The sequence below is a fragment of the Streptomyces chlorus genome, from assembly GCF_042655885.1.
Classification (GTDB): domain Bacteria; phylum Actinomycetota; class Actinomycetes; order Streptomycetales; family Streptomycetaceae; genus Streptomyces; species Streptomyces chlorus.
Genome location: NZ_JBHSOA010000028.1, coordinates 88,614 through 110,685, shown reverse-complemented (window position 1 = coordinate 110,685; position 22,072 = coordinate 88,614). Strand labels below are relative to the sequence as shown.

Here is a 22,072-nt window from a genome sequence, read left to right as displayed (position 1 = left end):
GGATCGGCGGTCGGAACATGACGTCCGTTCGGCCAGTCCGGTGCGGGCCGGGACAGAGGGACCGCATGGCCGAGCCGCTACTCGACTCCGTCACGCAGGAGTGCTCCCGCGGTGGAGGCACCCGCGAAGTCGAGCTCGACGATTTCGACGGCGGGCAGCGCCCCGACGCGCCCCGCCAGTCCCTGGCGCAGACCGTCAGCGGCGGAGAATGCCTGGAAGCCGCCATCCCGTCCGGCGCGGAGGCCATACGCATCCGGGACTCCAAGGTCGCCGGTGGAGCCGTGGTCACCGTCTCTCGCGAGGCCTGGTCCGCCTTCCTGACCGTCCGGGAGACACTGCTCTCCAAAAAACTGTGACACTTTCGGGGAAACCGACACACTTTTCCCTGACAACCACCCTCCCCCGGCGCCACCCTGCCCGGTATGAACGGTTTCTCCTCCCTCTACGCGCCGCCGGGAATGGGCACCGTGTACCGCGCGGCGCTGGACGCTCTGGCCCAGTACGGCCCGCGGCGCACCGGCGTGACACACATCGCGCGCCTGGCCGACACCAACCGGCCGTTCATCTACCGGAACTGGCCCAGTGCCCAGGCGCTCGTCCGGGCCGCGACACTGCGGGAACTGGAACGTGTGCTGGACGTCGCCCGTGACGCGCCCGGACCGCTGCCGCCGCCCCGCTGTCACGCGGTCCGCGTCGTCGTGCGCGCGGCCCGGATACTGCGGGAGCACCCTGTCGTCGCCACCATGGCCCGGACCGAACCCGCCCTGACGCACACCGCCGTGCTGCGACTGAGCACGGTGTGGCACGACACGGCCTGGCACTGGCTCAGCAAACACGTGACCGGCCATCTGCCGCCCGGCGCCGCGCAGGACACGGCCACGCTCGCCGTCCTCACCACGGCTCTGCCCTATGCGCTGACACCGCCCGGGCTCCCCGCGGTCCCCGCCGAACGTGCCGCGGTCGACGAACGGCTGAGCACGGCCCTGCACCTCTGCCTCGAAGCCTCCGTACCCTGCCCCGACTGCCCCGACCGCACCGACCGCACCGACCGCGAATTCCCCGGCCCGAGCACGTAAAACGCCCCAGCGACCGCAAGGGGCACCGGGACGCTTCACGTACCGCTCGGACTGAAGATCGGACTACAGGAACGAGTTGATCTCGATCGTCTCGTCGCGGCCCGGGCCCACGCCGATCGCGGAGATCGGGGCGCCGGACATCTCCTCCAGGGCCTTGACGTACGCCTGGGCGTTCTTCGGCAGGTCGGAGAAGGACTTCGCGCCGGTGATGTCCTCGGACCAGCCGGGGAGCATCTCGTAGACCGGCTTCGCGTGGTGGAAGTCCGACTGGGAGTACGGGAGCTCCTCGACGCGCTTGCCGTCGATCTCGTAGGCCACGCAGACCGGGATCTGCTCCCAGCCGGTGAGGACGTCGAGCTTGGTGAGGAAGAAGTCGGTCAGGCCGTTCACGCGGGTCGCGTAGCGGGCGATGACCGCGTCGAACCAGCCGCAGCGGCGGTCGCGGCCGGTCGTGACGCCCCGCTCGCCGCCGATGCGGCGCAGCGCCTCGCCGTCCTCGTCGAAGAGTTCCGTCGGGAAGGGGCCGGCGCCGACGCGGGTCGTGTACGCCTTGAGGATGCCGATGACCCGGGTGATCTTCGTCGGGCCCACGCCGGAGCCCGTGCAGGCGCCGCCCGCGGTCGGGTTCGACGAGGTGACGAAGGGGTACGTGCCGTGGTCGATGTCGAGCAGGGTGCCCTGGCCGCCCTCGAAGAGGACCACCTTGTCCTGCTCCAGCGCCTGGTTGAGGACCAACACGGTGTCGGTGACGTAAGGGCGCAGCTTCTCGGCGTAGCCCAGCAGTTCCTCGACCACCTGGCCCGTGGCGATCGCGCGCCGGTTGTAGAGCTTGGTGAGCATCTGGTTCTTGGCGTCGAGGGCCGCCTCGACCTTCTGGGTGAGGATCGACTCGTCGTACAGGTCCTGGACCCGGATGCCGACGCGGTTGATCTTGTCGGCGTAGGTCGGACCGATACCGCGGCCGGTGGTGCCGATCTTGCGCTTGCCGAGGAAGCGCTCCGTCACCTTGTCCACCGTCACGTTGTACGGCGTGATGATGTGTGCGTTGCCGCTGATCAGGAGCTTCGACGTGTCGACGCCGCGCTCGTTCAGCCCGCTCAGCTCGGAGAACAGGACAGAGGGGTCGACGACGACGCCGTTGCCGATGACGGGAGTGCAACCGGGAGACAGGATTCCGGAAGGGAGCAGGTGGAGGGCGTACTTCTGGTCGCCCACGACCACCGTGTGGCCGGCGTTGTTACCGCCTTGGTAACGCACCACGTAGTCGACGGATCCGCCGAGCAGGTCCGTCGCCTTTCCCTTGCCTTCGTCACCCCACTGAGCACCGAGCAGCACAAGTGCGGGCACGCGCGTACACCCCTTCCGGGCGGGGCATGTCCAGGGTCAGGGGCGTACGCGGAGGATCTCCGCCGCGCACACACAGCGACCACCGTTGGCCGCCAACCGTCGGACCGGATGCCCCGGAATAGACGAAGCCCCTGCGCAACAGCGCAAGGGGCTCTTGCACAAAGATGCTACCCGAGGAAGCGAGGCATGGCCGAGGTGGCGACTTCTCCGACGTCCGATCAGCTCCTGGTGGTCATCGATCCGGTCGCCCGCCGCTGGGACGGCGAGTCCGTGCGTATCGCGAAAGACGTGCTCAGTGCGGGTGCGACGACGAAGATGTGCCTGCCGGACGGGCCGGAGGAATTCGCCCGCGCGCTCGCTCGGCGGGGCTCCCGGCGCCCGGTGCTGGTCGGCGACGACCGGGCCCTGATGCGGGCGGTGGGGCTGCTGCACCGGCAGCGGGAGCTGACCGGCTGCGCGCTGTCCCTGGTGCCGGTGGGGGACGCGCTGTCACTCGCCCGGTCGCTGGGGGTGCCCACGGGGGCGGTGGCCGCGGCGCGCGCCGTGCTGGACGGCGCCGAGCGGCGGATGAATCTGCTGGTGGACGACAGCGACGGCGTAGTGCTCGGCGCGGTACGGATTCCGCCGGCCGGTGCCGCTCAGGTGCGGGAGGAGGCCGCCGAAGAGACCGAGGACACCGACGGGGACCCCGGGGCGGGGCAGCATCCGTGGCTGCGGACCTGCCAGTCCCTGGTACGGACCCTGGTGCCGGTCAGACCACCCCGGGTCGCCTCCGCCCCCGGGGGCGGGCCGGCCCGGCTGCGGGTGGAGGTCGACGGGAAGACGCTCGTCGACCTCCACCAGCCGGTGGAAGCCGTCTCCGTCGTCCCCGGCCCCGGCGGGATCGCCCGGGTCGAGGTGCGGCCGGTGTCCATCGGCGCGAAGGCGTCACCGCTGCTGGCCGAGGGGCACACGGTGACGGTGTCGGGAGCACACTTCCGCTACCGCGCGGACGCCCTGGTGTCCGGGCCGGTGGGCACCCGGACGTGGGTGGCCCGGGAGGACGCCTGGGGGCTGACGCTGCCGGTGTGAGCCGCAGTGCCGCGTGACCGAGCAGGCGAAGTGGAAGTCGAGGTGGTCCTCGATCCTGGCCTTGGCCGGGGTGGAGCGGTCGGGTGCGGCGAACAGGCCGGGGCCGATCACCTCGGCGCCGGCGCCGGTGCCGGGTGGCGGGCCGGAGCCGCCTGAGGAGCCGGTTCGCCGGACGGGCCCTGGGTCAGTCGCGGCCGAAGGTCTCGTCCCGGTGGACCCGCCACCGCTTCATGATCGTCTCGATCTCCTTCTCGACGAACTCGAAGAAGGCCAGCGTCTCCCTCAGCCTGAGGCCCGCCGGGGTGTCGGGGCCCACGCTGGCGACGCCCTCGCGCAGTGCGTCCTGCCAGCGCCGGATGGCGGCCTCGCGGCTGGTGAGGGCCTCGTACCACTGGTCGCCGTGCACCCGGTACCGCTCGCGGCGCGAGCCGGGTTCCCGCTCGCGGGAGACCAGGTGCTGCTGGTCCAGGTAGCGCACCGCCCCGGAGACCGCGGCGGGCGAGATCCGCAGCGTCTCCCCCAGTTCGGCGGAGGTGCCGGCCCCGGTGTCCGAGACCAGCAGAGCCGCGAAGACCCTGGCCGGCATGCGCGGCATTCCGGCCGCCACCAGCTGCGCGGCGAAGTGCTCGACGAACCGGGAGACTCCTCCGGGGTCCCGCTCCGGCCGCCCCGTTTCTTCGGTCATGACCCGCTCATCTCTCGTCCCGGCCTGTACGTGTCCTGGCGCCCCGCTCAGCGCGTCCGTGACATATCCGCTGCTCACGTGAGGCCGGGGCAGTCTAGTCCGACATTCATACACTTCATTAACTTCACAAATTTGTGAAACCAACGTACGTTCCGAAGCATGACGAAGGCCATCACCGTGTCCGGACTCCACAAGTCGTTCGGTCGCACGCACGCGCTCGACGGCCTCGACCTGGAGGTCGAGACCGGCGAGGTCCACGGTTTCCTGGGCCCGAACGGCGCCGGGAAGTCCACAGCCCTCCGCGTCATGCTCGGTCTGCTGCGTGCCGACTCGGGCACCGTCCAGGTGCTCGGCCGCGATCCGTGGGCGGACGCCGTGGAGCTCCATCGCCGCCTCGCCTATGTCCCCGGCGACGTCGAGCTGTGGCCGGGCCTCACCGGCGGCGAGGCCATCGACCTGCTGGCGCGGCTGCGCGGCGGCCTGGACAGGAGGCGGCGCGCCGAGTTCATCGAGCGCTTCGACCTGGACCCCACCAAGAAGGGCCGCGCCTACTCCAAGGGCAACCGGCAGAAGGTCGCCATCGTCGCCGCGCTCGCCTCCGACGCCGAGCTGCTGCTGCTCGACGAGCCGACCGCGGGACTGGACCCGCTCATGGAGGTCGTCTTCCAGGACGTCATCGGCGAGGCCAAGGCGGCCGGCAGGACCGTCCTGCTCTCCAGTCACATCCTGGCCCAGGTGGAGAAGCTCGCCGACCGCGTGAGCATCATCCGGCTGGGGCGCACCGTCCAGTCCGGCACCCTCGGCGAGCTGCGCCACCTGACCCGCACCACCATCGAGGCGGAGACCGAGCGGCCGGTCACCGGCCTCGGCGAACTGCCCGGCATCCACGGCCTTCAGACCCTCGACGAGGCCACCGGCCGGGTTCGTTTCGCCGTCGACGGCGGCCAGGTCGACGGAGCGGTCCGCAAGCTCACCGAGTTCGGCATCCGCAGTCTCATCAGCCACCCGCCGACCCTGGAGGAGCTGATGCTCCGCCACTACGGCAGCGAGCTCGCCGCCAACGGGCACGGTACGAAGGGAGACCCGCGATGACCACCGCGACCGCCGTCCCCAAGGCGCCGGCACCGGCCGGGCCGGTCGCGGGTGGCAACGCGCTGGCCGGGACCCGGACGCTGATCCGCTTCGCCCTGCGCCGGGACCGGATCCGGCTCCCGGTGTGGGTCCTGGCCCTGTTCCTCGGCACGCTCGCCACGGCGGGCAACTTCAAGGCGCTGTACAGCGACCCGAAGGACCGGGCGAACGCCGTCAGGAGCATGGACAGCCCGGCCGGCCTCGCCATGTCCGGCCCCCGCCACTACCTCGACGACTACACCTTCGGCTCCATGCTGGGCCACCAGATGCTCGGCTTCATGGCCGTCCTCGTCGGCCTCATGAGCGTGCTGGTCATCACCCGGCACACCCGCGCCGAGGAGGAGACCGGCCGCGCCGAGCTGGTGCGCTCGACCGTCGTGGGCCGCCACGCCCACCTCGCCGCCGCCCTGTCCGTCGCGGTCCTGGCCAACCTCGCCCTGGCGCTGCTGCTGGCCTTCGGCCTGGCCGGTATGGGGCTCGAGGACGGCGGCGGCACGGCAGGCTCGCTGCTCTACGGTTTCGACCACGCCGCCGTCGGCCTCGTCTTCGCCGCCGTCGCCGCGGTCACCGTCCAGTTCACCGCGCACGCGCGCGGCGCGTCCGGCATGGCGCTCGCGGTCATCGGCGTCGCCTACGTGCTGCGTGCCGCCGGCGACAGCGGTGAGAACGGCGCCCTGTCCTGGCTGTCCCCGATCGGCTGGGTGCAGCGCAGCTACCCGTACGTCGACAACCGCTGGTGGCCGCTGCTGCTCTGCCTGGTGTTCGCGGTGGTGTGCGCGGCGGCGGGTTTCGTGCTCTCCACCCGGCGGGACGTGGGCGCGGGCCTGCGTCCGGAGAAGCTGGGCAGCCCCACGGCCTCCGACGCGCTCACCACACCGCTCGGCTTCGCCCTGCGACTGCACCGCGGCATGCTGATCGCCTTCGGCGCGGGCCTGTTCCTGATGGGCGCGATGTACGGATCGATCCTCGGGGACGTCGAGGACATGCTGAAGGGCATCGACGAGATCCAGGAGGCCCTGGCCCGCATCGGCGGGGCCGGCATCGCCGAGTCGTTCGCCTCCATGGTCATGGTCGTCCTCACGGTCGTGGCGGCGGTGTACGTCGTCATGGCGGCCCTGCGACCCCGCTCGGAGGAGATGGCGGGCCGCGCCGAACCCCTTCTCGCCACCGGCCTCTCGCGCGCCCGTTGGGTCGGCGGCCACCTGGCCGTGGCCATGGGCGGCGGTACGTTCGTGCTGCTGCTGGCCGGGCTCGGCTTCGGCATCGCGGGCGCGGCCTCGACGGGTGACGCCGGGCTGGTGCCGGACCTGGTGGGTGCGGCCCTCGCGTACGCGCCCGCCCTGTGGGTCACGGTCGGCGTGGCCGTGGTGCTCTTCGGCTGGTTCCCGCGGGCCAGCCAGGCGGCCTGGATCGTGCCGGTGTACGCCTTCGTGGTCGGCTACCTCGGCCAGATCCTCCAGTTCCCGGACTGGATGAACAACCTCTCCCCGTTCGGCCATGTCCCCCGGCTCCCCGCCGCGGACATGAACTGGACCCCGCTGCTCCTGCTGTCCCTCGTCGCCGCCGGTCTGGTGTGGCTGGGCCTGGCGGGCTTCCAGCGGCGGGACCTGGAGACGAAGTGACCGTGCCGGAGCCCTGCCCGCGGGACGCGCCCTCGGCGGGACGCGCCCTCGGCGGGCCGAGGCGGCTCCGGCCGGCCGGTCAGACCTCGACCGCCAGCCCCTCCATCCCCCTGATCACGAAGTTCGGCTTCCGCTTCGGCTCCTCCGCCAAGCGCAGCGTCGGAGCCTGCTTCAGCAACGCCCTCATGGACGCCGCGAGTTCGATACGGGCCAGGGGTGCCCCGATGCAGTAGTGGATGCCGGCGCTGAAGGAGATGTGCGGGTTGTCCGCGCGGGTGAGGTCCAGGCGGGCGGGGTCGGTGAAGACGGCCGGGTCGTGGTTGGCGGAGCCGAAGAGCATGGCGATCTCCGCGCCCCGGGGGATCACCGTCCCGTCGATCTCGATGTCGTCCAGGACCCAGCGTTCGAAGAGCTGGAGCGGGGTGTCGTAGCGCATCAGCTCCTCCACGGCGGAAGGGACCAGGGAGTGGTCCGCGCGGAGGGCGGCCAGCTGGCCGGGGTTCTGGAACAGCGCCGCCCAGCCGTTGACCGTGGAGTTCACCGTCGCCTCGTGGCCCGCGTTCAGAAGGAGGACGCAGGTCGAGATCATCTCCTGCTCGGTGAGACGGTCGTCGTCCTCGTCGTGGGCCGCGATCAGGCCCGAGATCAGGTCGTCGCCGGGCTTCGCGCGACGCTCGGCGATCAGCTCCCGGAGATACTCCGAGAACTCGACCGAGGCCCGGACGGCCTTCGTCGCCGACTCCCCCGACGGCTTCAGCTCGTACATCCCGCAGATGTCCGCCGACCAGGGCCGCAGCGGGGCCCGGTCCGCCTCGGGGATGCCCAGCATCTCGGCGATCACCGCGACCGGGAGCGGTTCGGCGACGTCCCGCAGCAGGTCGCCGCCGCCCGCGTCGACCAGCGCGGACACCAGGTCCGCCGCGAGCCCCTCGACATACGGCTTCAGGCGTTCCACCGTGCGCGGGGTGAACGCCTTCGACACCAGGCGCCGGATGCGGGTGTGGTCCGGCGGCTCGAGGTCGAGCATGCCGTGGTCGTTGAGGGTGTGGAACGGCTCGTGCTCGGGCGGCGGGGCGGTCCGGCCGAACTCCTCGTGGGTGAAGCGGTGCTGGTACGTCCGTCCCAGGCGCCTCTCGCGCAGCAGCGCGGAGACGTCCGCGTGGTGCGGAACCAGCCACTGGTGCGTCGGCTCGAACCAGTGCACCCGGCCCCGTTCGCGCAGTTCGGCGTAGGCGGGGTACGGGTCGGCGAGGAACGCCGGGTCCCACGGGTCGAACGCAAGGTCGGATTCAGCCGTCATGGACGGACCATAGGACGTCGACCGGGTCCGTGCCCAGAGCCCTCATCAAAAGCGGCTTTCCCGACGGTGGCAGGAAGGGCCGGCAAGGGCTGCCCCTTGCGACCTGCGGAGCGAGACCGGTCAGTGCCTCGCACAGCACCTTGGCCGGATGCGTACCCGCGCTCATGGCGTCTGCCGTGCGAGGCGGCAGACTCTGGCCATGTCCATCAGACGATCAGTCGCGGCAGCCACGGTCTCCCTCGTCGCGGTCGCTGTGGCCGCGTGTGGAACCCAGCGGGGCGAGCAGACGCAGTCGGCGAGTCCGCCGCCTTCCGTGACGCCCCGACCGACGTGCGCGGAGCCCGTCGAGGTGCCTTCGGATCTGCGGTCATCTCCCGTTCCGAGCGTGACCGGCACATCCCAGAAGGAGAACGGGGAGAACGGGGACCAGGCTCCCCACTATGCCGAGAACCACGCCTACCGCACGCAAGCATCCATGACGGCGGACGAGCGTGCCTGGGGGGAGGCGTCGGCGAAGCTCATCCTCAAAGAGCTGGAGAAGGTCCGGCAAGAAGGCGGTGCCGGTGAATACGGCGCCTTCGGCGAGGAGCGGATCGCGGCGGCGCTGAGCCGTCTCGGCTGCGGTGAGGAGCACGGCGTGTATGTCGGGCCCGGGTTCTACAGCGTCCACACGGGAGTCGCGTGCGTGTCCGGTCGCGTGGCGGAGGACGAGTTGACCAGCGAGGTGCACGGCGCCTACATCGAGCCCCAGCCGGGGACGGGCCCCTGCGTCAGGAACCAGGGAGGCCACTGAACGCCCTTGGTCACGCCCCGGCCCGAGCGTTTCGCTTCACGTGCTCGACGAAGGCCGCGAAGGAGAGGGCGGGAACGGAGAGGACGGCGCGGGTGGGGGCCTTGGAGTCGCGGATGGCTATTCGGGGGTGCGACTCCGCGATCTCTACGCAGGTGTCGCCGTCGCCGCCGCTTGAATAGGTGGACTTCCGCCAGTTCAGGGCCGCCGTCATCGTGTGCCTCACACTTCCTTCGCCAACCGGTGGATGACATCTCGCGACGCCACAGGGTCCAGCGCCGCGCTCTCCACCTTACGGAACAACGTACGAAGCCATTTCAGTTGAGCCTGTGCATCGCAGAAGGCTGCGCCCGTGGGCGAATCACGAAGCCCGGTGTCCAGTTGGGGCACCCCTCACCTCACCGAACGGAGTCGGCGCATGCCCGAAAACGAGTCCTGGGAGTACTCCCTGTACATCCCGAACGATCCGCGCGCCGTGACCATCAGTCGCCGCACCCTCCGCCTGATCCTCACGATGCACGGCCTGATCCGCCTGGTCGACGTCGCCGAACTGCTGGCGGCGGAGCTGATCACCAACGCCGTGACGCACACCAAGGGGCCCGCCGCGCTGCGGGTGCGCTGGTCGGCCGGCGTGCTGCGGATCGGCGCGTGGGACGCGAACCCTGAACCGCCGGACGCTTCCACGGAGTTGAACGGCAGCGCCACCGATGAGGGCGGCCGAGGACTTTCCCTGGCCAGGGCCTGCTCCGACCTGTGGGGCTGGCAGCCGCTCTCCAGGTTCGGCAACCGGGGCAAGTACGTGTGGTGCGAACTCGCCGGTCAGCCAGGTCAGCCCGGTCAGCCCGGTGTCACCAGCCGGGCCTCGTAGGCGAAGACTGCTGCCTGGGTGCGGTCGCGGAGGCCCAACTTCACCAGGATGCGGCTCACATGCGTCTTGATCGTCGACTCGGCGACCACCAGCCGCCCGGCGATCTCCGCGTTCGACAGACCCTGCGCGATGAGCACCAGGACCTCCGTCTCGCGTTCGGTCAGATCGCCGTACGCCGCCTGGGCGGACGGCATCGGGCGCGGGGCCTCGGACAGCTTGGAGAACTCGACGATCAGCCGTTTGGTCACCGTGGGGGCGAGCAGCGCCTCTCCGGACGCGACGATCCTTACCCCGTCGGCGAGTTGGCGGGCGGAGGCGTCCTTGAGGAGGAAGCCGGAGGCGCCCGCGCGCAGCGCCTGGTAGACGTACTCGTCGAGGTCGAAGGTGGTCAGCACCAGCACCTTCGCGGCGCCGTCGGCGGCGACGATCTCGCGGGTCGCCTCGATGCCGTTCAGCTCGGGCATGCGGATGTCCATCAGCACGACGTCGGGGGCGAGTTCACGGACCCGCTCCACCGCCTGCCGGCCGTTGACGGCCTCGCCGACGACCTCGATGCCCGGCATCGCGTTCAGCAGGACCGAGAAGCCCTCGCGCACCATCATCTGGTCGTCCGCGATGAGGACGCGGATGGTGCCCCCGTCGCCGGCCCCGGCTCGGCCCGCCGCGCTCATGCCACTTGCCCCGCTCATGCCGCCCGCCCCGCTCATGCCTCGTCCTTGTCCGCCGCGTCGACCGGCAGGAACACCGCGATCTCGTATCCCCCGTCGTCGGCCGGGCCCGCCGTCATCTCGCCGTTCAGCATGGTGACCCGCTCGCGCATGCCGGTGATGCCGTGACCGGCGCCGGGCGAGGGTTTGATCAGGTTCGGTTGGGGCGCCGGGCCGTTGACGACGCGCAGGCCGAGGCCACCGAGGACGTACCCGATCTCGACCCGGGCGCTCGCGCCCGGCGCGTGCCGCAGGCTGTTGCTCAGCGCCTCCTGCACGATCCGGTACGCCGACAGCTCCACGCCCTGGGGCAGCTCGCGCACCGCCCCGGTCACCACCTTCTCCACGTCCAGACCGGTGTCCCGCACGTTGGCCAGCAGGGCGTCCAGGTCGGCGAGGGTGGGCTGCGGGGCGTCGGGGGCCTCGTAGTCCTCGGCGCGGACCACGCCGAGGACCCGGCGCAGCTCGGTGAGGGCGGCCACCGCGTTCTCGCGGATGGTGGCGAAGGCGCGCTCCAGCTCGGGCGGCGGGTTCTCCACCCGGTAGGGCGCGGCCTCGGCCTGGATGGCGACGACCGACATGTGGTGGGCGACCACGTCGTGCAGCTCGCGGGCGATGGTGGTGCGCTCCTCGAGGAGCGTGCGCCGGGAGCGTTCGTGCGCGGTGACCGTCTGCTGGGCGGTCACCTCCTCCTCGGCTGTCCGCCGGATGTGCCACACGGCCACGCACAGCAGGATCAACGCCGAGAGGACCAGCATGGGGCCGGTGTTGATGCCGTGGTAATACGGATCGACAGGGCCGATCAGGATTTTGGCCGACATGCCGTACAGCGCCGTGAGCACCCACATCCAGGCGGCCGTACGGGGCCTGGTCCGCAGCGCGACGACGGTCAGCACCGTGAGGTGGCAGACGAAGGAGCCGGCCGGCCACGGCCAGTAGTCCCCGATGTCGCCGAACAGGGTGGAGACGACGGTCGCCCCCATGGACATCCAGAACGCGCCGACCGGCCGGACGAGGGTCATCAGGACCGGGATCCCGGCGAGCAGATCGAGGATCACACCGAAGGAGCCGTCGGAGACTCCGAACGCCAGGTCGGAGACTCCGAACGCCAGGAAGGAGATCGCGACGATCAGGGCGTGCGGTGCCCAGCCCGCGTACTCCCGCAGGCGGCCGGGCAGCAGCCGCACCAGGCGGCCGTTCGTCTCGCGGCGCGGGAGCGGCCGATAGTCGAACGCTTTGTGGATCAGGTCGTGGCGCAGCCCGCGCAGGGCGTTCCGGGCCAGCCGGTAGGCCAGCCGGTACTCCGGGCTGCGGGTCTTGGCCCCGTCCCTGGGCGGCGGGGCCGCGGGGTGGGCGTGGGTCGTCTCGGTCACGGTCACACGTTAGGCCGGTCGGGTGACCGGGGGCGTCCCCGCTGAGAGGGGTTCCCGGGCCTCCGTCTCAGGTACTACAAGGGGGCGATAAGTCGTACGGGGAGAGGGCCGGCGGCCCCCGGCGCCCCGGCTCACATGGCACCCGGGCGGGCCGCCCCTCGCGTCAGTACCCCGTCGGCCGGACCAGCCCCGACTCGTACGCGAAGACCGCCGCCTGGGTGCGGTCCCGCAGGCCCAGTTTCACCAGGATGCGGCCCACATGGGTCTTCACGGTCTGTTCGGCGACCACCAGCCGCAGTGCGATCTCCGCGTTGGACAGACCCTGCGCGATCAGTCCCAGTACCTCGGTCTCCCGCTCGGTGAGGTAGGCGACGCGTTGTCTCAGTGGGATGCGGGGCCTGTCCTCGAGGCGGGCGAACTCGGCGATCAGCCGCCGGGTGATGCCGGGCGCGAGCAGCGCCTCGCCGGCCGCCACCACCCGTACCGCCTCGGCGAGCTGGTCGCTGGAGGCGTCCTTCAGCAGGAAGCCGGAGGCGCCGGCCCGCAGCGCCTCGTACACGTACTCGTCGAGGTCGAAGGTGGTCAGCACCAGCACCCGGATGTGCGGGGTGGCGGCGGTGATGCGGCGGGTGGCCTCGATGCCGCCGAGTTCGGGCATGCGGATGTCCATCAGGACGACGTCCGGGGCGAGGTCGGCGACCTGCGTGACCGCGTCCAGCCCGTCGACCGCCTGGCCGATCACCTCGATGTCGGGGTAGGTGTTCAGCAGCACGGTGAAACCCTGCCGGACCATCTGCTGGTCGTCAGCGACGAGTACGCGGATCATGGGGTGTCGTCCTTGCGCTGAGGAGCCTGGTCGGCGGTCCCGGTGCGGGAGTCTGCGGGAAGGTGGGCGGCGACCCGGTAGCCGCCGTCGGACCGGGGGCGGGCGGTGAGGCTGCCGCCGAGCATCGCGGCCCTCTCCCGCATACCGAGCAGCCCGTGCCCGGCGCCGGCGGACGGAGGCGCCTCGCCCGTGGGCCGGGTGTTGGTCACTTCCACCCGCAGCCCGTGCGGCTCGTGGGTGAGGACGACATGGGCGGTGGCGCCGGGGGCGTGGCGCAGCACGTTGCTCAGCGCCTCCTGCACGATCCGGTACGCCGACAGTTCGACGCCGGGCGGCAACGGCCGCCGCTCACCGGTGACTTCGGTGGTCACGGTGAGTCCGGCGGCCCTGGTGTTCTCCACCAGCGCCTCGATCCGGTCCAGGGTGGGCTGCGGGGCGTGCGGGGCGGCGCCGGAACCGTCCTCGTGCACAGGGGAGTCGGGATGTTCGGAGCGCAGTACACCCAGGACACGGCGCAGTTCGGTGAGCGCGTCGAGGGCGTTCTGCCGGATGCCGGCCAGGTTCTCCCTGAGTTCGTCGGACGGGTTGTCGACGAGGTGCGGGGCGACCTGGGCCTGGATGGAGATGACCGACATGTGGTGGGCCACCACGTCGTGCAACTCGCGTGCGATGCGGCTGCGTTCCTCCAGCAGGGTGCGCCGGGCCCGTTCCTCGGCGGTGAGGGTGGTCTGCTGCCGCAGTTCCGCGCGGGCCTCGCGGCGGCCGCGCAGGGCGGTGCCGAGAAGGACGGCGGTGGCGAACAGGATGACGGCGACCATGCCGGTGGACTCGTAGTCCGGGCCGCCCCACAGGCCCTGGAGGACGTAGGTGACCAGCGCGGTCAGGGCCAGCGCCTCGACCGCGACCCGGGTGGGCACGCGCAGCGCGACCAGCAGCAGGACGAGCAGATGGGAGGCGATGCCGGAGACGGTCCAGGGCCACTGGAACCCGGCCGCCGGGCCGTACATCTGGTGATGGACCACGACCGCGCCCAGCACCGTGGCCGCCAGCGAGATCCACCAGGCGGCGACCGGCCGACGCATCGCGACGAGCACGGCGCCGCTCTGCCCGAGCGCGATCGGGACGCCGTATCCGGCCACTATGAAGGCATGGTCGTGAAGCTGGGTCATGCCCCCGAGGAATGTCCCGAACGCGGCCAGGCACAGCATTCCGTGCGGTAGCCAGCGCAGCCAGACGGACGGGGGCAGTGGGTCGGTGCGGACGGTGCCGAGGTCCTCCCGCAGCACGCCCCAGATGCGCCGCAGCCGGCCGACCACCACTCGAACGACCCCCGATTCCGTCATCCGCACCAGCCTAGATTCTGTTCTATACATGTCGTGCTCCCCGACGGGTGTCCTGGTCCGCCGTCGGCCGGTGGGCGCGCACCACCCGGGTCCGCCGACGCCGCCCGTCGTCCTGCTCCCACGACCGGAACGCGGCCCAGCACACGGTGAGGGCGACGGCGAACACCGGCAGCCAGGCCAGCCGGGCGGCGACCCAGCCGAGGCCGTCGGGGACGGTGTGCAGTCCGGGGAGGCGGCCCATGAGGAGCGCGGTGACGGTGGTCGCCATGAGGGCCGTCTGGTGCCAGAGGAAGACCGTCATCGCGGAGAGGTTGACCAGCGCCACCGCCGCCCACGCGACCGGCCTACGCATCGCGCCCCGCAGCCGTTCGCGAAGCAGCAGCGCCAGTCCGCACTGGGCCAGGCCGAAGGTGACGGCGGCCAGGGTCGGCGGGTTGAGGTTGGAGACCCCGGCGCCCGGGACGCCGACCATGGAGGCCGGGTAGCCGGCCCAGGCGACGAGCGCGGCCGTGGCCGCCGTACCGGAGACGAGGAGGAACCGGCCCGCACGGCGGTGCTCCAGCTCTCCCCGGGTCCAGGCCGCGCCCAGGGTGTAGGGGACCAGCCAGCCGGCCGCGAGGTTGATCCAGCCGAGCCAGGCGGGGCCGCCGAGGCCGAAGCGCAGCACGTCCACGTGCAGGACGACGGCGAGCGGCCACAGCGGGTGGAGCCGGGTCAGCAGCGGGGTCGCGGCGGTGAGGGCGGCGAAGACCAGCAGGAACCAGAGCGGGGACAGGGCGAGTTTCACCAGGGTGCGGACGGTGGCGAACTCCGCTCCGGAGAGCAGCAGCACGACCGTGACGGCCGTCCACAGGGTGAGGACGGCGGCGACCGGCCCGAACAGCCGGGCGAGACGGCCGCGCAGCCAGTGGCGGTACGGGACGCCGCGGGCGCGGGCCGAGGCATACCCGCGGGTCGCCACATGACCGCCGACCAGGAAGAACACGGCGAGGGTCTGGAACAGCCAGGAGACGGGGGTCAGCCAGGGCATGTACTGCAGCGGGCCGGCCGTGCGCAGGGTGCGGCCGTCCGCGACCAGCGCGGTGACCAGCCAGTGGCCGAGGACGACCCCGAGGACGGCGACGGCGCGCAGGGCGTCCACGGCGCGGTCGCGGTGGGCGGGGGTGGCCGCGTCGACGCGCTCGGCACCGTGCCGTATGCCGTGCCGTATGCCGTGCCGTATGCCGTGCCGTATGCCGTGCCGGGAACTCTGGAAGGTCGGGTCAGTCATGGGTCACCGCCGTGGTCTCGCCCAGGACGATCCGGGTCAGGTTGGTCAGGGAGGTGGAGCCGGGTGCGAAGTAGTCGCTGTGGCCGCCGTCGCCGGCCGCGAAGACCCGGGCGCCGAACGCCGGGGAGACGGGGTCGGTGCCGAAGCCGACGCGGGTGCCGAACAGGCCGACGGCGAGGTGCGGAACGTTCTCCACCCAGTCGCCGGCGCCCCGGGCCGCCCAGATCCGGGCGCGGGTGCGCAGGGCGGCGGCGGTGTCGGCGCCGGTGCCCGGGCTGCCGACGACGGCGATGTCGTCGACGTCCAGACCGGGGGCGGCACGGGCGCAGACGACCGAGCCGTAGGAGTGGCAGAGCAGGGAGATGCGCGGGCGCGGGCCGGTGACCGTCCGTAAGTCCGCTATGAGGGAGCGCAGTTCGGGTGCGGCCCGGTCCGCGCGGTCGGTGGTGGCGACGGCGAGGCCGATCGTCGCGGGCGTCTCGTAGCCGAGCCAGGCGACGACCGCCGTGCGGGTGCCCGCCGAGGCCTCACGGGTGAGCCGGGCGTGCAGGGCCCGGGCGGCGGCGCGGAACCGGCCGTAGGTGTCGATACCGGTGTCGGAGCCGGGTACCAGGACGGCGACCCGGTCGGCGTGCGCGAGGTCGCCCAGGACCTCGGTCACCAGCCCGGCGCCGCGGCCGTCGAAGGAGAGCAGCTGCCGGGCGGGGTCGGCCAGGGCGCGGTCGGCCGCCGCGCGCCGCCGGTCGCCGTGGTCCGCGGCCATCCGGGCGGCCTTCCCGGCGCCCGCGCGGTGGGCGGCGTAGGTGGCGTCGAGGGTGGCCGCGGTCGGCGGGGCGAGCGTGACCGGCGGCGGGGCGGGGACCCAGGGCCGGGCCGCCCCCATCACGGGCAGCGTCACCGCCGATGCGACCAGCACGGCGAGTACGGCACGGCGCCACCGGTACCCCATGGTCGGCCCCCCTGCCCGTTCGCCCGCTCATCGGGCCCGTCAGGGAAAGAAGTTACGGATCGGCGCAGGTAGTCCGCGTCCCACCGGGGAGCTCACTTCCGGGATGGCTCTCAGGTATGACCGGCGGTACTTGGGAGGGACCCCGCCGGACGTACCTCAACACACCATGTTCACCGGGCGAGTTGGGCGATCTCCTCCGCCACCACCGCGCAGGCGTCCGCCGCCGGGTCGATCAGCGGGAAGTGGCCGACGCCCTCCAGCAACGTCAGCCCCACCACCTCGCCGGCCTTGGCCGCCGCGCCCGCGTACGACTCGGCGACCGCCTGCGGGACATCGGCGTCGCAACGGCCCTGGACGACGGCGGTGGCGATGCCGGTGGGCAGCAGCAGCGCGGGGTCGGCGTACGACCGGCGCTCGACGAACCCCTCGTCACCGCCGAGGAGTTGGCGTACCGCAGCGCCGCAGACGTCCAGCCTGTCGGCGACCGCGAGGTCGGCGATCGGGGCGAGGGCGACCACGCCCCGCAGGGGCACGGGACGGTCGGTGCGCCAGGGGGCGTCGGCGGGGAGGAGGTGGCGAGCGGCGGCCCACAGCGCCAGATGGCCGCCGGCGGAGTGACCGGTGACCACCGTGCGGCGCGGGTCGGCTCCGGGCAGGTGCCGGCGGGCCAGCCCGGGCAGCGCGTCGAGCGCGGCGGCGACATCGTCGAAGGTGTCGGGCCAGCGCCCCGCCACCGGGTCCCCGCCGCCCGCCTCACCGGTCTCACCCGCCCCGCGTCGGTACTCGACACTGGCCACGGCGAAGCCCCGGCGGGCGAGGAAATCGGCGAAGGGGCTGATGTGCCGCCGGTCGTAGGGCGCCCGCCAGGCACCGCCGTGCAGGACGACGACCACGGGCGCGGGGCCGCCGGGACCGCCCGTGGCACGCGGGACGTAGAAGTCGATCAGCTGGTCCGGGTCGTCGCCGTAGGCCGCGGTCGCGTCGGGGTCGACCGGCGGATGGGAGAAGACCGACTCCTCCTCGGCGGCGGCCCGGGCGGCTGCGGCGTCGTCCGTCATGCTCCAACCTCTCAGCAAGGAAACGTATCCGGCGGACCAGAGAAGTATTCGTCCGTGGGCCGGGCCGGTAACAGGACGATCATGTGCGCGGACATGGGGATATCACACTCGGTGAACCTCCCGGGAGGCGGCCGGCGGATCCCACCCCTTTCACGGGCCCGCCGGCCGCCGCCTCGGCGCCCTACGCCCCGGTCTCCGCCAGCACCTCCGCCAGCACCCGTGCCGCACGCTCCGTATCCGCGAAGCCGACGTACAGCGGGGTGAAGCCGAAGCGGAGCACGTCCGGGTGGCGGAAGTCCCCGACCACCCCGCGTTCGATCAGCCGTTTCATGACGTCACCCGCGTCCGGACAGCGCAGGGCGATCTGGCTGCCCCGCTCCCCGTGCGGCCTCGGGGTCAGACACTCGACCCTGCCCCCGGGGACGTACGCCTCGACGCACTCCAGGAAGAAGTCCGTCAGGGCAAGGGATTTGGCCCGTACCGCCTCGATCGTGACGCCGCCGCCGTCCCAGACGTCCAGTGCCGCCTCCAGGGCGAGCATGGACAGGATGTCCGGAGTGCCGACCCGCCCGCGCAGCGCACCCGGCGCCGGTGCGTACTCCGGGCGCATGCCGAAGGGCTCCGCGTGGGAGTTCCAGCCGGGCAGCGGGGAGTCGAAGCGGTCCTGCAACTCCGCGCGCACATAGAGGTACGCCGGTGAACCGGGGCCGCCGTTCAGGTACTTGTAGGTGCAGCCGACCGCCAGGTCCACGCCGTGCTCGTCCAGTCCGACCGGCAGCGCGCCCGCACTGTGGCACAGGTCCCAGACGACGTACGCCCCCGCCGCGTGCACGGCGGCCGTGAGCGCGGGCAGGTCGTGCAGCCGGCCGGTGCGGTAGTCGACGTGGTTGAGCAGCACGGCGACCGTACGGTCGCCGAGCGCGTCCGGGACCTCGGAGGGCGGCACCGGACGCAGGGTGCAGCCGGTCATCCGGGCCGCCGACTCGGCGATGTAGCCGTCCGTGGGGAACGTGGTCGCGTCGACCACGATCTCGTCACGGGCGGGTCCGGCGGGTCCGGCGGCGCCGTCCGCCGACCGGGCCAGGCGCACCGCACCCACCACCGCCTTGAAGACGTTGACACTGGTGGAGTCACCGACGACGATCTGCCCGGCCGCCGCGCCCACCAGCGGGGCGATCCGGTCGCCGATCCGCTCGGGCGCCGTCCACCAGCCGCCCTCCGTCCAGGACCGGATGCGCAGCTCGCCCCACTGCCTGCGGACGACGTCCTCGACCCGGCCGGGGACGGCGACGGGCAGCGCGCCCAGCGAGTTGCCGTCGAGGTAGACCGCCTCGCCGCCCTCGTCCAACACGAACTCGGCGCGTTGGGCGGCCAGTCCGTCGGCCGCGTCCAGCTCCTTCGCCCTGAGCCTCGGTTCAGACATAGGACCGCGCCGTCCACAGCTCGGGGAACACGTTGTTCCGCGCCCGCTTCTCCAGCCAGGCCACCCCGGCGGAACCGCCCGTACCGGCCTTGGCGCCCATCGCGCGGCGAGTGGCGACCAGGTGGTCGTTGCGCCAACGCCACACCAGCTCGGCGACATCGGTGAGCGCCTCGCCCAGCCGGGCGACCTCGTCCCGCTCGTCACCCGAGTAGACGGCCGTCCAGACCTCCTCCACCCGCGGCGACGGCTCGTACCGCCGGGACACGTCGCGGCGCAGCACCTCGCCGGGGACGGCGTGCCCGCGGCGCGCGAGGAGGCGCAGCACCTCGTCGTACAGGCTCGGCTCGTGCAGCGCCTTCTCCAGCTCGGCGTGCGTCCGCGGCGCGCCCCGGTGCGGGACGAGCATGGACGCGGACTTGTCGCCCAGCAGGAACTCCATGCGCCGGTACATCGCCGACTGGAAGCCGGAGCCCTCGCCGAGCGCGCCGCGGTAGGCGTTGAACTGTGCCGGGGTGAGCTGTCCGAGCGGCTTCCAGGAGGCGTTCAGCGCCTCCAGTTCCCGCACGGACCGCTTCAGCGCGTCGACCGCGGTGGGGATGTCGTCGCCCCGCAGCGCGTTCGCCGCCGTCTCCCACTCGTGCACGATCACGGTGAACCACAGCTCCATCACCTGGGTGGTGACCAGGAAGACCATCTCTCCGGGGTCCTCGGAGAGGGGGTGCTGGAGGTGGGTGAGGACATCGGCCCTGACGTAGTCCTCGTAGGGGGTCGTCCCCTCGAAGTCGAGATGCGGGGTCTCCGGCTCAAAAGCCTCGTGGGACATCGCTGTCTCCTGAATTGTGCTCCGGGTAGCGGTCCGCCCCTGCCGTTACCGACACGGGGGCCCCGGTCCCCGTACTGCATCCTCCGCAATGGTCCCCCAGCCTCGCAAGCTCCGCCCGATCACGGACGGGCCACGGAGAACGGGGGCACGGGGGCACAGGGCATAGGGGCATCACGAGGCACGGGGGCACCACGGGGCATAGGGCACGGGGCACGGGCACCACCGCCCCGGCCCCGGACGCCGCCCGGGCTCCCCGCCCCGGGCACGGCGCGTAGCCCGCGGCGCGGCACCACGGCCCGGCAGAACGGCCCCCGACAGGTGGCAGACTGGCGTCATGACCACTCAAAAGAACCTGCTCGGCGGCCCGGACCCGACGCATCTGCCCGAGAACGAGGAGGCGTACCGCCTGCTCGGCGAGGAGTCCCTGCCGCCCGCCGAGGTGGTGGCGAAGTTCCCGACGTTCTCGCTGGCCTGGGCCATGCTCGCCGACGACGCCTTCGAGGCGGGGCGAGTGGTCGAGTCGTACGCGTACGCCCGGACGGGCTACCACCGCGGGCTCGACTCGTTGCGCCGGGCCGGCTGGAAGGGCCACGGACCGATCCCGTGGAGCCACCGCGCCAACCGCGGTTTCCTGCGCTGCCTCGCCGCCCTCGCCCGCGCCGCCGAGGCGATCGGCGAGAAGGACGAGGCGGAGCGCTGCAAGCAGTTCCTCCAGGACAGCAGCGCCGAGGCGTACGAGGAGCTGAAGCGGGCCTAGCGTCTGCATCAGGGCCTGCCCCGGGGGGCCTAGGTTCCGGGTTGCCGGGGCTCGGGCGGTGGTGTTTCACGTGAAACACCACCGCCCGGCCCCCCTTCGGTCGCGGGTTCCAGCGGGGGCACGGCCACACTGCCGTGCGTACGGCATTCGGGGCGGCGGCAGCCCGGTGCGGGACGCCGTACGGTCGCGAAGGCGATGACCGAGCCGACCACCAGGACCCCGGCGCACAGCACCATCGCCCGGTGGAACGCCTCGTTGAAGGCGTCCGGCACCCGGTACGTCTCCGGTCCCATCCCGACGAGCAGGGGCAGCGCGGCCACCGCCATCAAGCCGGCCGCGCGGGCCGCCGCGTTGTTGACACCGCTGGCCAGGCCCGCTCGCGTGGTGTCCACGGCCGCCAGGACGGTCGCGGTCAGTGGCGCCACCAGGGTGACCATGCCGAGACCCAGCACCAGCAGGGCGGGCAGCACCTCGGTGAGGTACGAGGCGCCCGGCCCCACCCGCGTCATCAGCAGCATCCCGGCCGCGCACAGCAGCGGTCCGACGGTGAGCGGGATGCGCGGCCCGATCCGGGTGGCGAGCTCGCCGGATCGGGCGGAGAGCAGCAGCATCAGCAAGGTCGTGGGCAGCAGCGCCGTACCGGCGGCGAGCGCGGACCAGCCGACGGCGACCTGGAGCTGGAGCGCGGCAAGGAAGAAGAAGCCGCCGAACGCCGCGTACACGCACAGGGTGACCACGTTGACCGCCGTGAACTGACGGGACGCGAAGATGTCCAGCGGCATCATCGGGCGCGGCCGGCGCTTCTCGACGAGCACGAAGGCGACGGCGGCGGCCAGTCCGGCGACCCCGGCGACCGGGACCACGAGGGAGCCCTCACCGGCCTCGATCAGCGCGTACGTCACCAGGGCGAGGGCGAGCGCGCCGAGCACCGCGCCGAGCACGTCGAAGCGGCCGCGGGCCTGCTCCCCGCTGTCCGACTCCGGTACGTGACGGACGGCGATCGGGGCGCACAGCACGGCCAGCGGCACGTTGATCAGGAACACCCAGCGCCAGCCCGGCCCGTCCACCAGCCAGCCGCCCAGGAACGGGCCGACCGCCGCGCCGATCCCGCCGAAGCCGGACCACAGGCCCACCGCCCGGCCCCGGTCGTCGGGATGGAAGGACGCCTGGATCAGGGCGAGGGAGCCGGGCGTGAGCAGCGCGCCACCGACCCCCTGCAGGGCACGGGCGGCGATCAGCACACCGGCGCTCGGCGCGATACCGCACAGCAGAGAGGCCGTGGCGAACCACAGGACCCCGACCACGAACACCTTCCGGCGCCCGAACCGGTCGCCCAGCGCCCCGCCCAGCAGGATCAGGCCGGCCAGCGTGACCATGTACGCGTTGACCGTCCACTGCAGGGCGGCGAGATCCGCGTCGAGGTCACGGCCGATGTGCGGCAGGGCGACGTTGACGACGGTGGAGTCGAGCAGGACCATGCTCGAACCGAGCACCGTGGTGAGCAGGATCCACTTGCCCTGCGGTGAGGCCAGCCGGACACCGGGCATGCTCGGAGCATACGGAAGCGGGCCGAGCCCGGCACCCCCTGTGCACGCGCCGCAACGGGTGCGGACGGGGCGGGGTGCCGGGCTCGGGTGCGCGCTGCCGGTGAGT

The 22,072-nt window shown here is 72.3% G+C and carries 22 protein-coding genes and 1 pseudogene; 8 read left to right on the top strand and 15 right to left on the bottom strand.

Features of this window, described 5'->3' with window-relative positions; genetic code table 11:
* The first annotated feature begins 65 nt into the window (after positions 1-65).
* The gene (locus tag ACFPZI_RS14485) at positions 66-356 is read left to right on the top strand and encodes a DUF397 domain-containing protein (protein ID WP_381363124.1); all 291 of its coding nucleotides are present in this window, start codon (positions 66-68) and stop codon (positions 354-356) included.
* A gap of 66 nt (positions 357-422) precedes the next feature.
* A complete protein-coding gene (locus tag ACFPZI_RS14480) occupies positions 423-1,076 on the top strand; it encodes a TetR/AcrR family transcriptional regulator (RefSeq protein ID WP_381363122.1) in 654 nt (217 codons plus the stop codon).
* A 63-nt stretch (positions 1,077-1,139) separates the two neighbouring features.
* On the opposite strand, the gene ACFPZI_RS14475 is transcribed toward ACFPZI_RS14480, so the two are convergent.
* The gene (locus ACFPZI_RS14475) at positions 1,140-2,423 is read right to left on the bottom strand and encodes an adenylosuccinate synthase (RefSeq protein ID WP_381363120.1); all 1,284 of its coding nucleotides are present in this window, start codon (positions 2,421-2,423) and stop codon (positions 1,140-1,142) included.
* Positions 2,424-2,609: 186 nt separating this feature from the next.
* Between ACFPZI_RS14475 and ACFPZI_RS14470 the strand changes: the two genes are divergently transcribed.
* Positions 2,610-3,494 (top strand): diacylglycerol kinase family protein, encoded by an 885-nt coding sequence (locus ACFPZI_RS14470; protein WP_381363119.1) that lies wholly within the window; start codon positions 2,610-2,612, stop codon positions 3,492-3,494.
* A gap of 184 nt (positions 3,495-3,678) precedes the next feature.
* Here the strand turns inward: ACFPZI_RS14470 and ACFPZI_RS14465 are convergent, their stop codons facing one another.
* Positions 3,679-4,179: a GbsR/MarR family transcriptional regulator gene (locus ACFPZI_RS14465; protein ID WP_381363117.1), complete on the bottom strand. Its 501-nt coding sequence runs from the start codon at positions 4,177-4,179 to the stop codon at positions 3,679-3,681.
* A gap of 159 nt (positions 4,180-4,338) precedes the next feature.
* Here ACFPZI_RS14465 and ACFPZI_RS14460 point away from each other — a divergent pair, with 159 nt between their 5' ends.
* Both ACFPZI_RS14460 and ACFPZI_RS14455 read left to right on the top strand, forming a co-directional pair.
* Positions 4,339-5,271 (top strand): ABC transporter ATP-binding protein, encoded by a 933-nt coding sequence (locus tag ACFPZI_RS14460; RefSeq protein ID WP_381363116.1) that lies wholly within the window; start codon positions 4,339-4,341, stop codon positions 5,269-5,271.
* Positions 5,268-6,932, top strand: a complete 1,665-nt coding sequence (locus ACFPZI_RS14455) for an ABC transporter permease (protein WP_381363115.1) — start codon at positions 5,268-5,270, stop codon at positions 6,930-6,932. The genes ACFPZI_RS14460 and ACFPZI_RS14455 overlap by 4 nt, the downstream gene beginning before the upstream one ends.
* 79 nt (positions 6,933-7,011) lie before the next feature.
* On the opposite strand, the gene ACFPZI_RS14450 is transcribed toward ACFPZI_RS14455, so the two are convergent.
* Positions 7,012-8,232: a cytochrome P450 gene (locus ACFPZI_RS14450; protein ID WP_381363113.1), complete on the bottom strand. Its 1,221-nt coding sequence runs from the start codon at positions 8,230-8,232 to the stop codon at positions 7,012-7,014.
* Positions 8,233-8,617: 385 nt separating this feature from the next.
* On the opposite strand from ACFPZI_RS14450, the gene ACFPZI_RS14445 reads away from it, so the two are divergent.
* Entirely contained in the window at positions 8,618-9,025 is a 408-nt protein-coding gene (locus ACFPZI_RS14445; RefSeq protein WP_381363112.1) for a hypothetical protein, read from the top strand.
* A 10-nt stretch (positions 9,026-9,035) separates the two neighbouring features.
* On the opposite strand, the gene ACFPZI_RS14440 is transcribed toward ACFPZI_RS14445, so the two are convergent.
* Positions 9,036-9,236, bottom strand: coding sequence for a DUF397 domain-containing protein (locus ACFPZI_RS14440; RefSeq protein WP_381363224.1), 201 nt, complete (start codon positions 9,234-9,236; stop codon positions 9,036-9,038).
* An 8-nt stretch (positions 9,237-9,244) separates the two neighbouring features.
* A pseudogene (locus tag ACFPZI_RS14435) lies at positions 9,245-9,412 on the bottom strand (transcriptional regulator); the annotation flags it as partial.
* 28 nt (positions 9,413-9,440) lie between these two features.
* Between ACFPZI_RS14435 and ACFPZI_RS14430 the strand changes: the two are divergent.
* On the top strand, positions 9,441-9,890 hold the full coding sequence (locus ACFPZI_RS14430; RefSeq protein ID WP_381363111.1) for an ATP-binding protein: 450 nt from the start codon (positions 9,441-9,443) through the stop codon (positions 9,888-9,890).
* Here the strand turns inward: ACFPZI_RS14430 and ACFPZI_RS14425 are convergent.
* The 9 genes from ACFPZI_RS14425 to ACFPZI_RS14385 all read right to left on the bottom strand — a co-directional run bounded on the left by ACFPZI_RS14425 (position 9,860) and on the right by ACFPZI_RS14385 (position 19,662).
* Entirely contained in the window at positions 9,860-10,561 is a 702-nt protein-coding gene (locus ACFPZI_RS14425; RefSeq protein WP_381363222.1) for a response regulator, read from the bottom strand. The genes ACFPZI_RS14430 and ACFPZI_RS14425 overlap by 31 nt on opposite strands.
* Positions 10,562-10,593: 32 nt before the next feature.
* Positions 10,594-11,970, bottom strand: coding sequence for a sensor histidine kinase (locus tag ACFPZI_RS14420; protein ID WP_381363109.1), 1,377 nt, complete (start codon positions 11,968-11,970; stop codon positions 10,594-10,596).
* Positions 11,971-12,133: 163 nt separating this feature from the next.
* On the bottom strand, positions 12,134-12,796 hold the full coding sequence (locus ACFPZI_RS14415; RefSeq protein WP_381363107.1) for a response regulator: 663 nt from the start codon (positions 12,794-12,796) through the stop codon (positions 12,134-12,136).
* Positions 12,793-14,139, bottom strand: a complete 1,347-nt coding sequence (locus tag ACFPZI_RS14410; RefSeq protein WP_381363106.1) for a sensor histidine kinase — start codon at positions 14,137-14,139, stop codon at positions 12,793-12,795. Before ACFPZI_RS14410 ends, ACFPZI_RS14415 begins: the two co-directional genes overlap by 4 nt.
* Positions 14,140-14,161: 22 nt before the next feature.
* Positions 14,162-15,409 carry an acyltransferase family protein gene (locus ACFPZI_RS14405; protein WP_381363105.1) on the bottom strand — a complete coding sequence of 416 codons (1,248 nt, stop codon included), beginning with the start codon at positions 15,407-15,409 and terminating at the stop codon, positions 14,162-14,164.
* Positions 15,402-16,358 (bottom strand): alpha/beta hydrolase, encoded by a 957-nt coding sequence (locus ACFPZI_RS14400; protein ID WP_381363103.1) that lies wholly within the window; start codon positions 16,356-16,358, stop codon positions 15,402-15,404. The genes ACFPZI_RS14405 and ACFPZI_RS14400 overlap by 8 nt, the downstream gene beginning before the upstream one ends.
* 170 nt (positions 16,359-16,528) lie before the next feature.
* On the bottom strand, positions 16,529-17,416 hold the full coding sequence (locus ACFPZI_RS14395) for an alpha/beta hydrolase (protein ID WP_381363102.1): 888 nt from the start codon (positions 17,414-17,416) through the stop codon (positions 16,529-16,531).
* Between the two features lie 181 nt (positions 17,417-17,597).
* Positions 17,598-18,839 carry a kynureninase gene (gene kynU / locus ACFPZI_RS14390; protein WP_381363101.1) on the bottom strand — a complete coding sequence of 414 codons (1,242 nt, stop codon included), beginning with the start codon at positions 18,837-18,839 and terminating at the stop codon, positions 17,598-17,600.
* Positions 18,832-19,662 (bottom strand): tryptophan 2,3-dioxygenase family protein, encoded by an 831-nt coding sequence (locus tag ACFPZI_RS14385; protein ID WP_381363099.1) that lies wholly within the window; start codon positions 19,660-19,662, stop codon positions 18,832-18,834. The genes kynU and ACFPZI_RS14385 overlap by 8 nt, the downstream gene beginning before the upstream one ends.
* 334 nt (positions 19,663-19,996) lie before the next feature.
* On the opposite strand from ACFPZI_RS14385, the gene ACFPZI_RS14380 reads away from it, so the two are divergent.
* Positions 19,997-20,419, top strand: a complete 423-nt coding sequence (locus tag ACFPZI_RS14380; RefSeq protein WP_381363098.1) for a DUF3151 domain-containing protein — start codon at positions 19,997-19,999, stop codon at positions 20,417-20,419.
* A 29-nt stretch (positions 20,420-20,448) separates the two neighbouring features.
* Here ACFPZI_RS14380 and ACFPZI_RS14375 read toward each other — a convergent pair whose 3' ends face one another.
* Positions 20,449-21,966, bottom strand: a complete 1,518-nt coding sequence (locus tag ACFPZI_RS14375) for an MFS transporter (protein WP_381363096.1) — start codon at positions 21,964-21,966, stop codon at positions 20,449-20,451.
* Between the last annotated feature and the right edge of the window lie 106 nt (positions 21,967-22,072).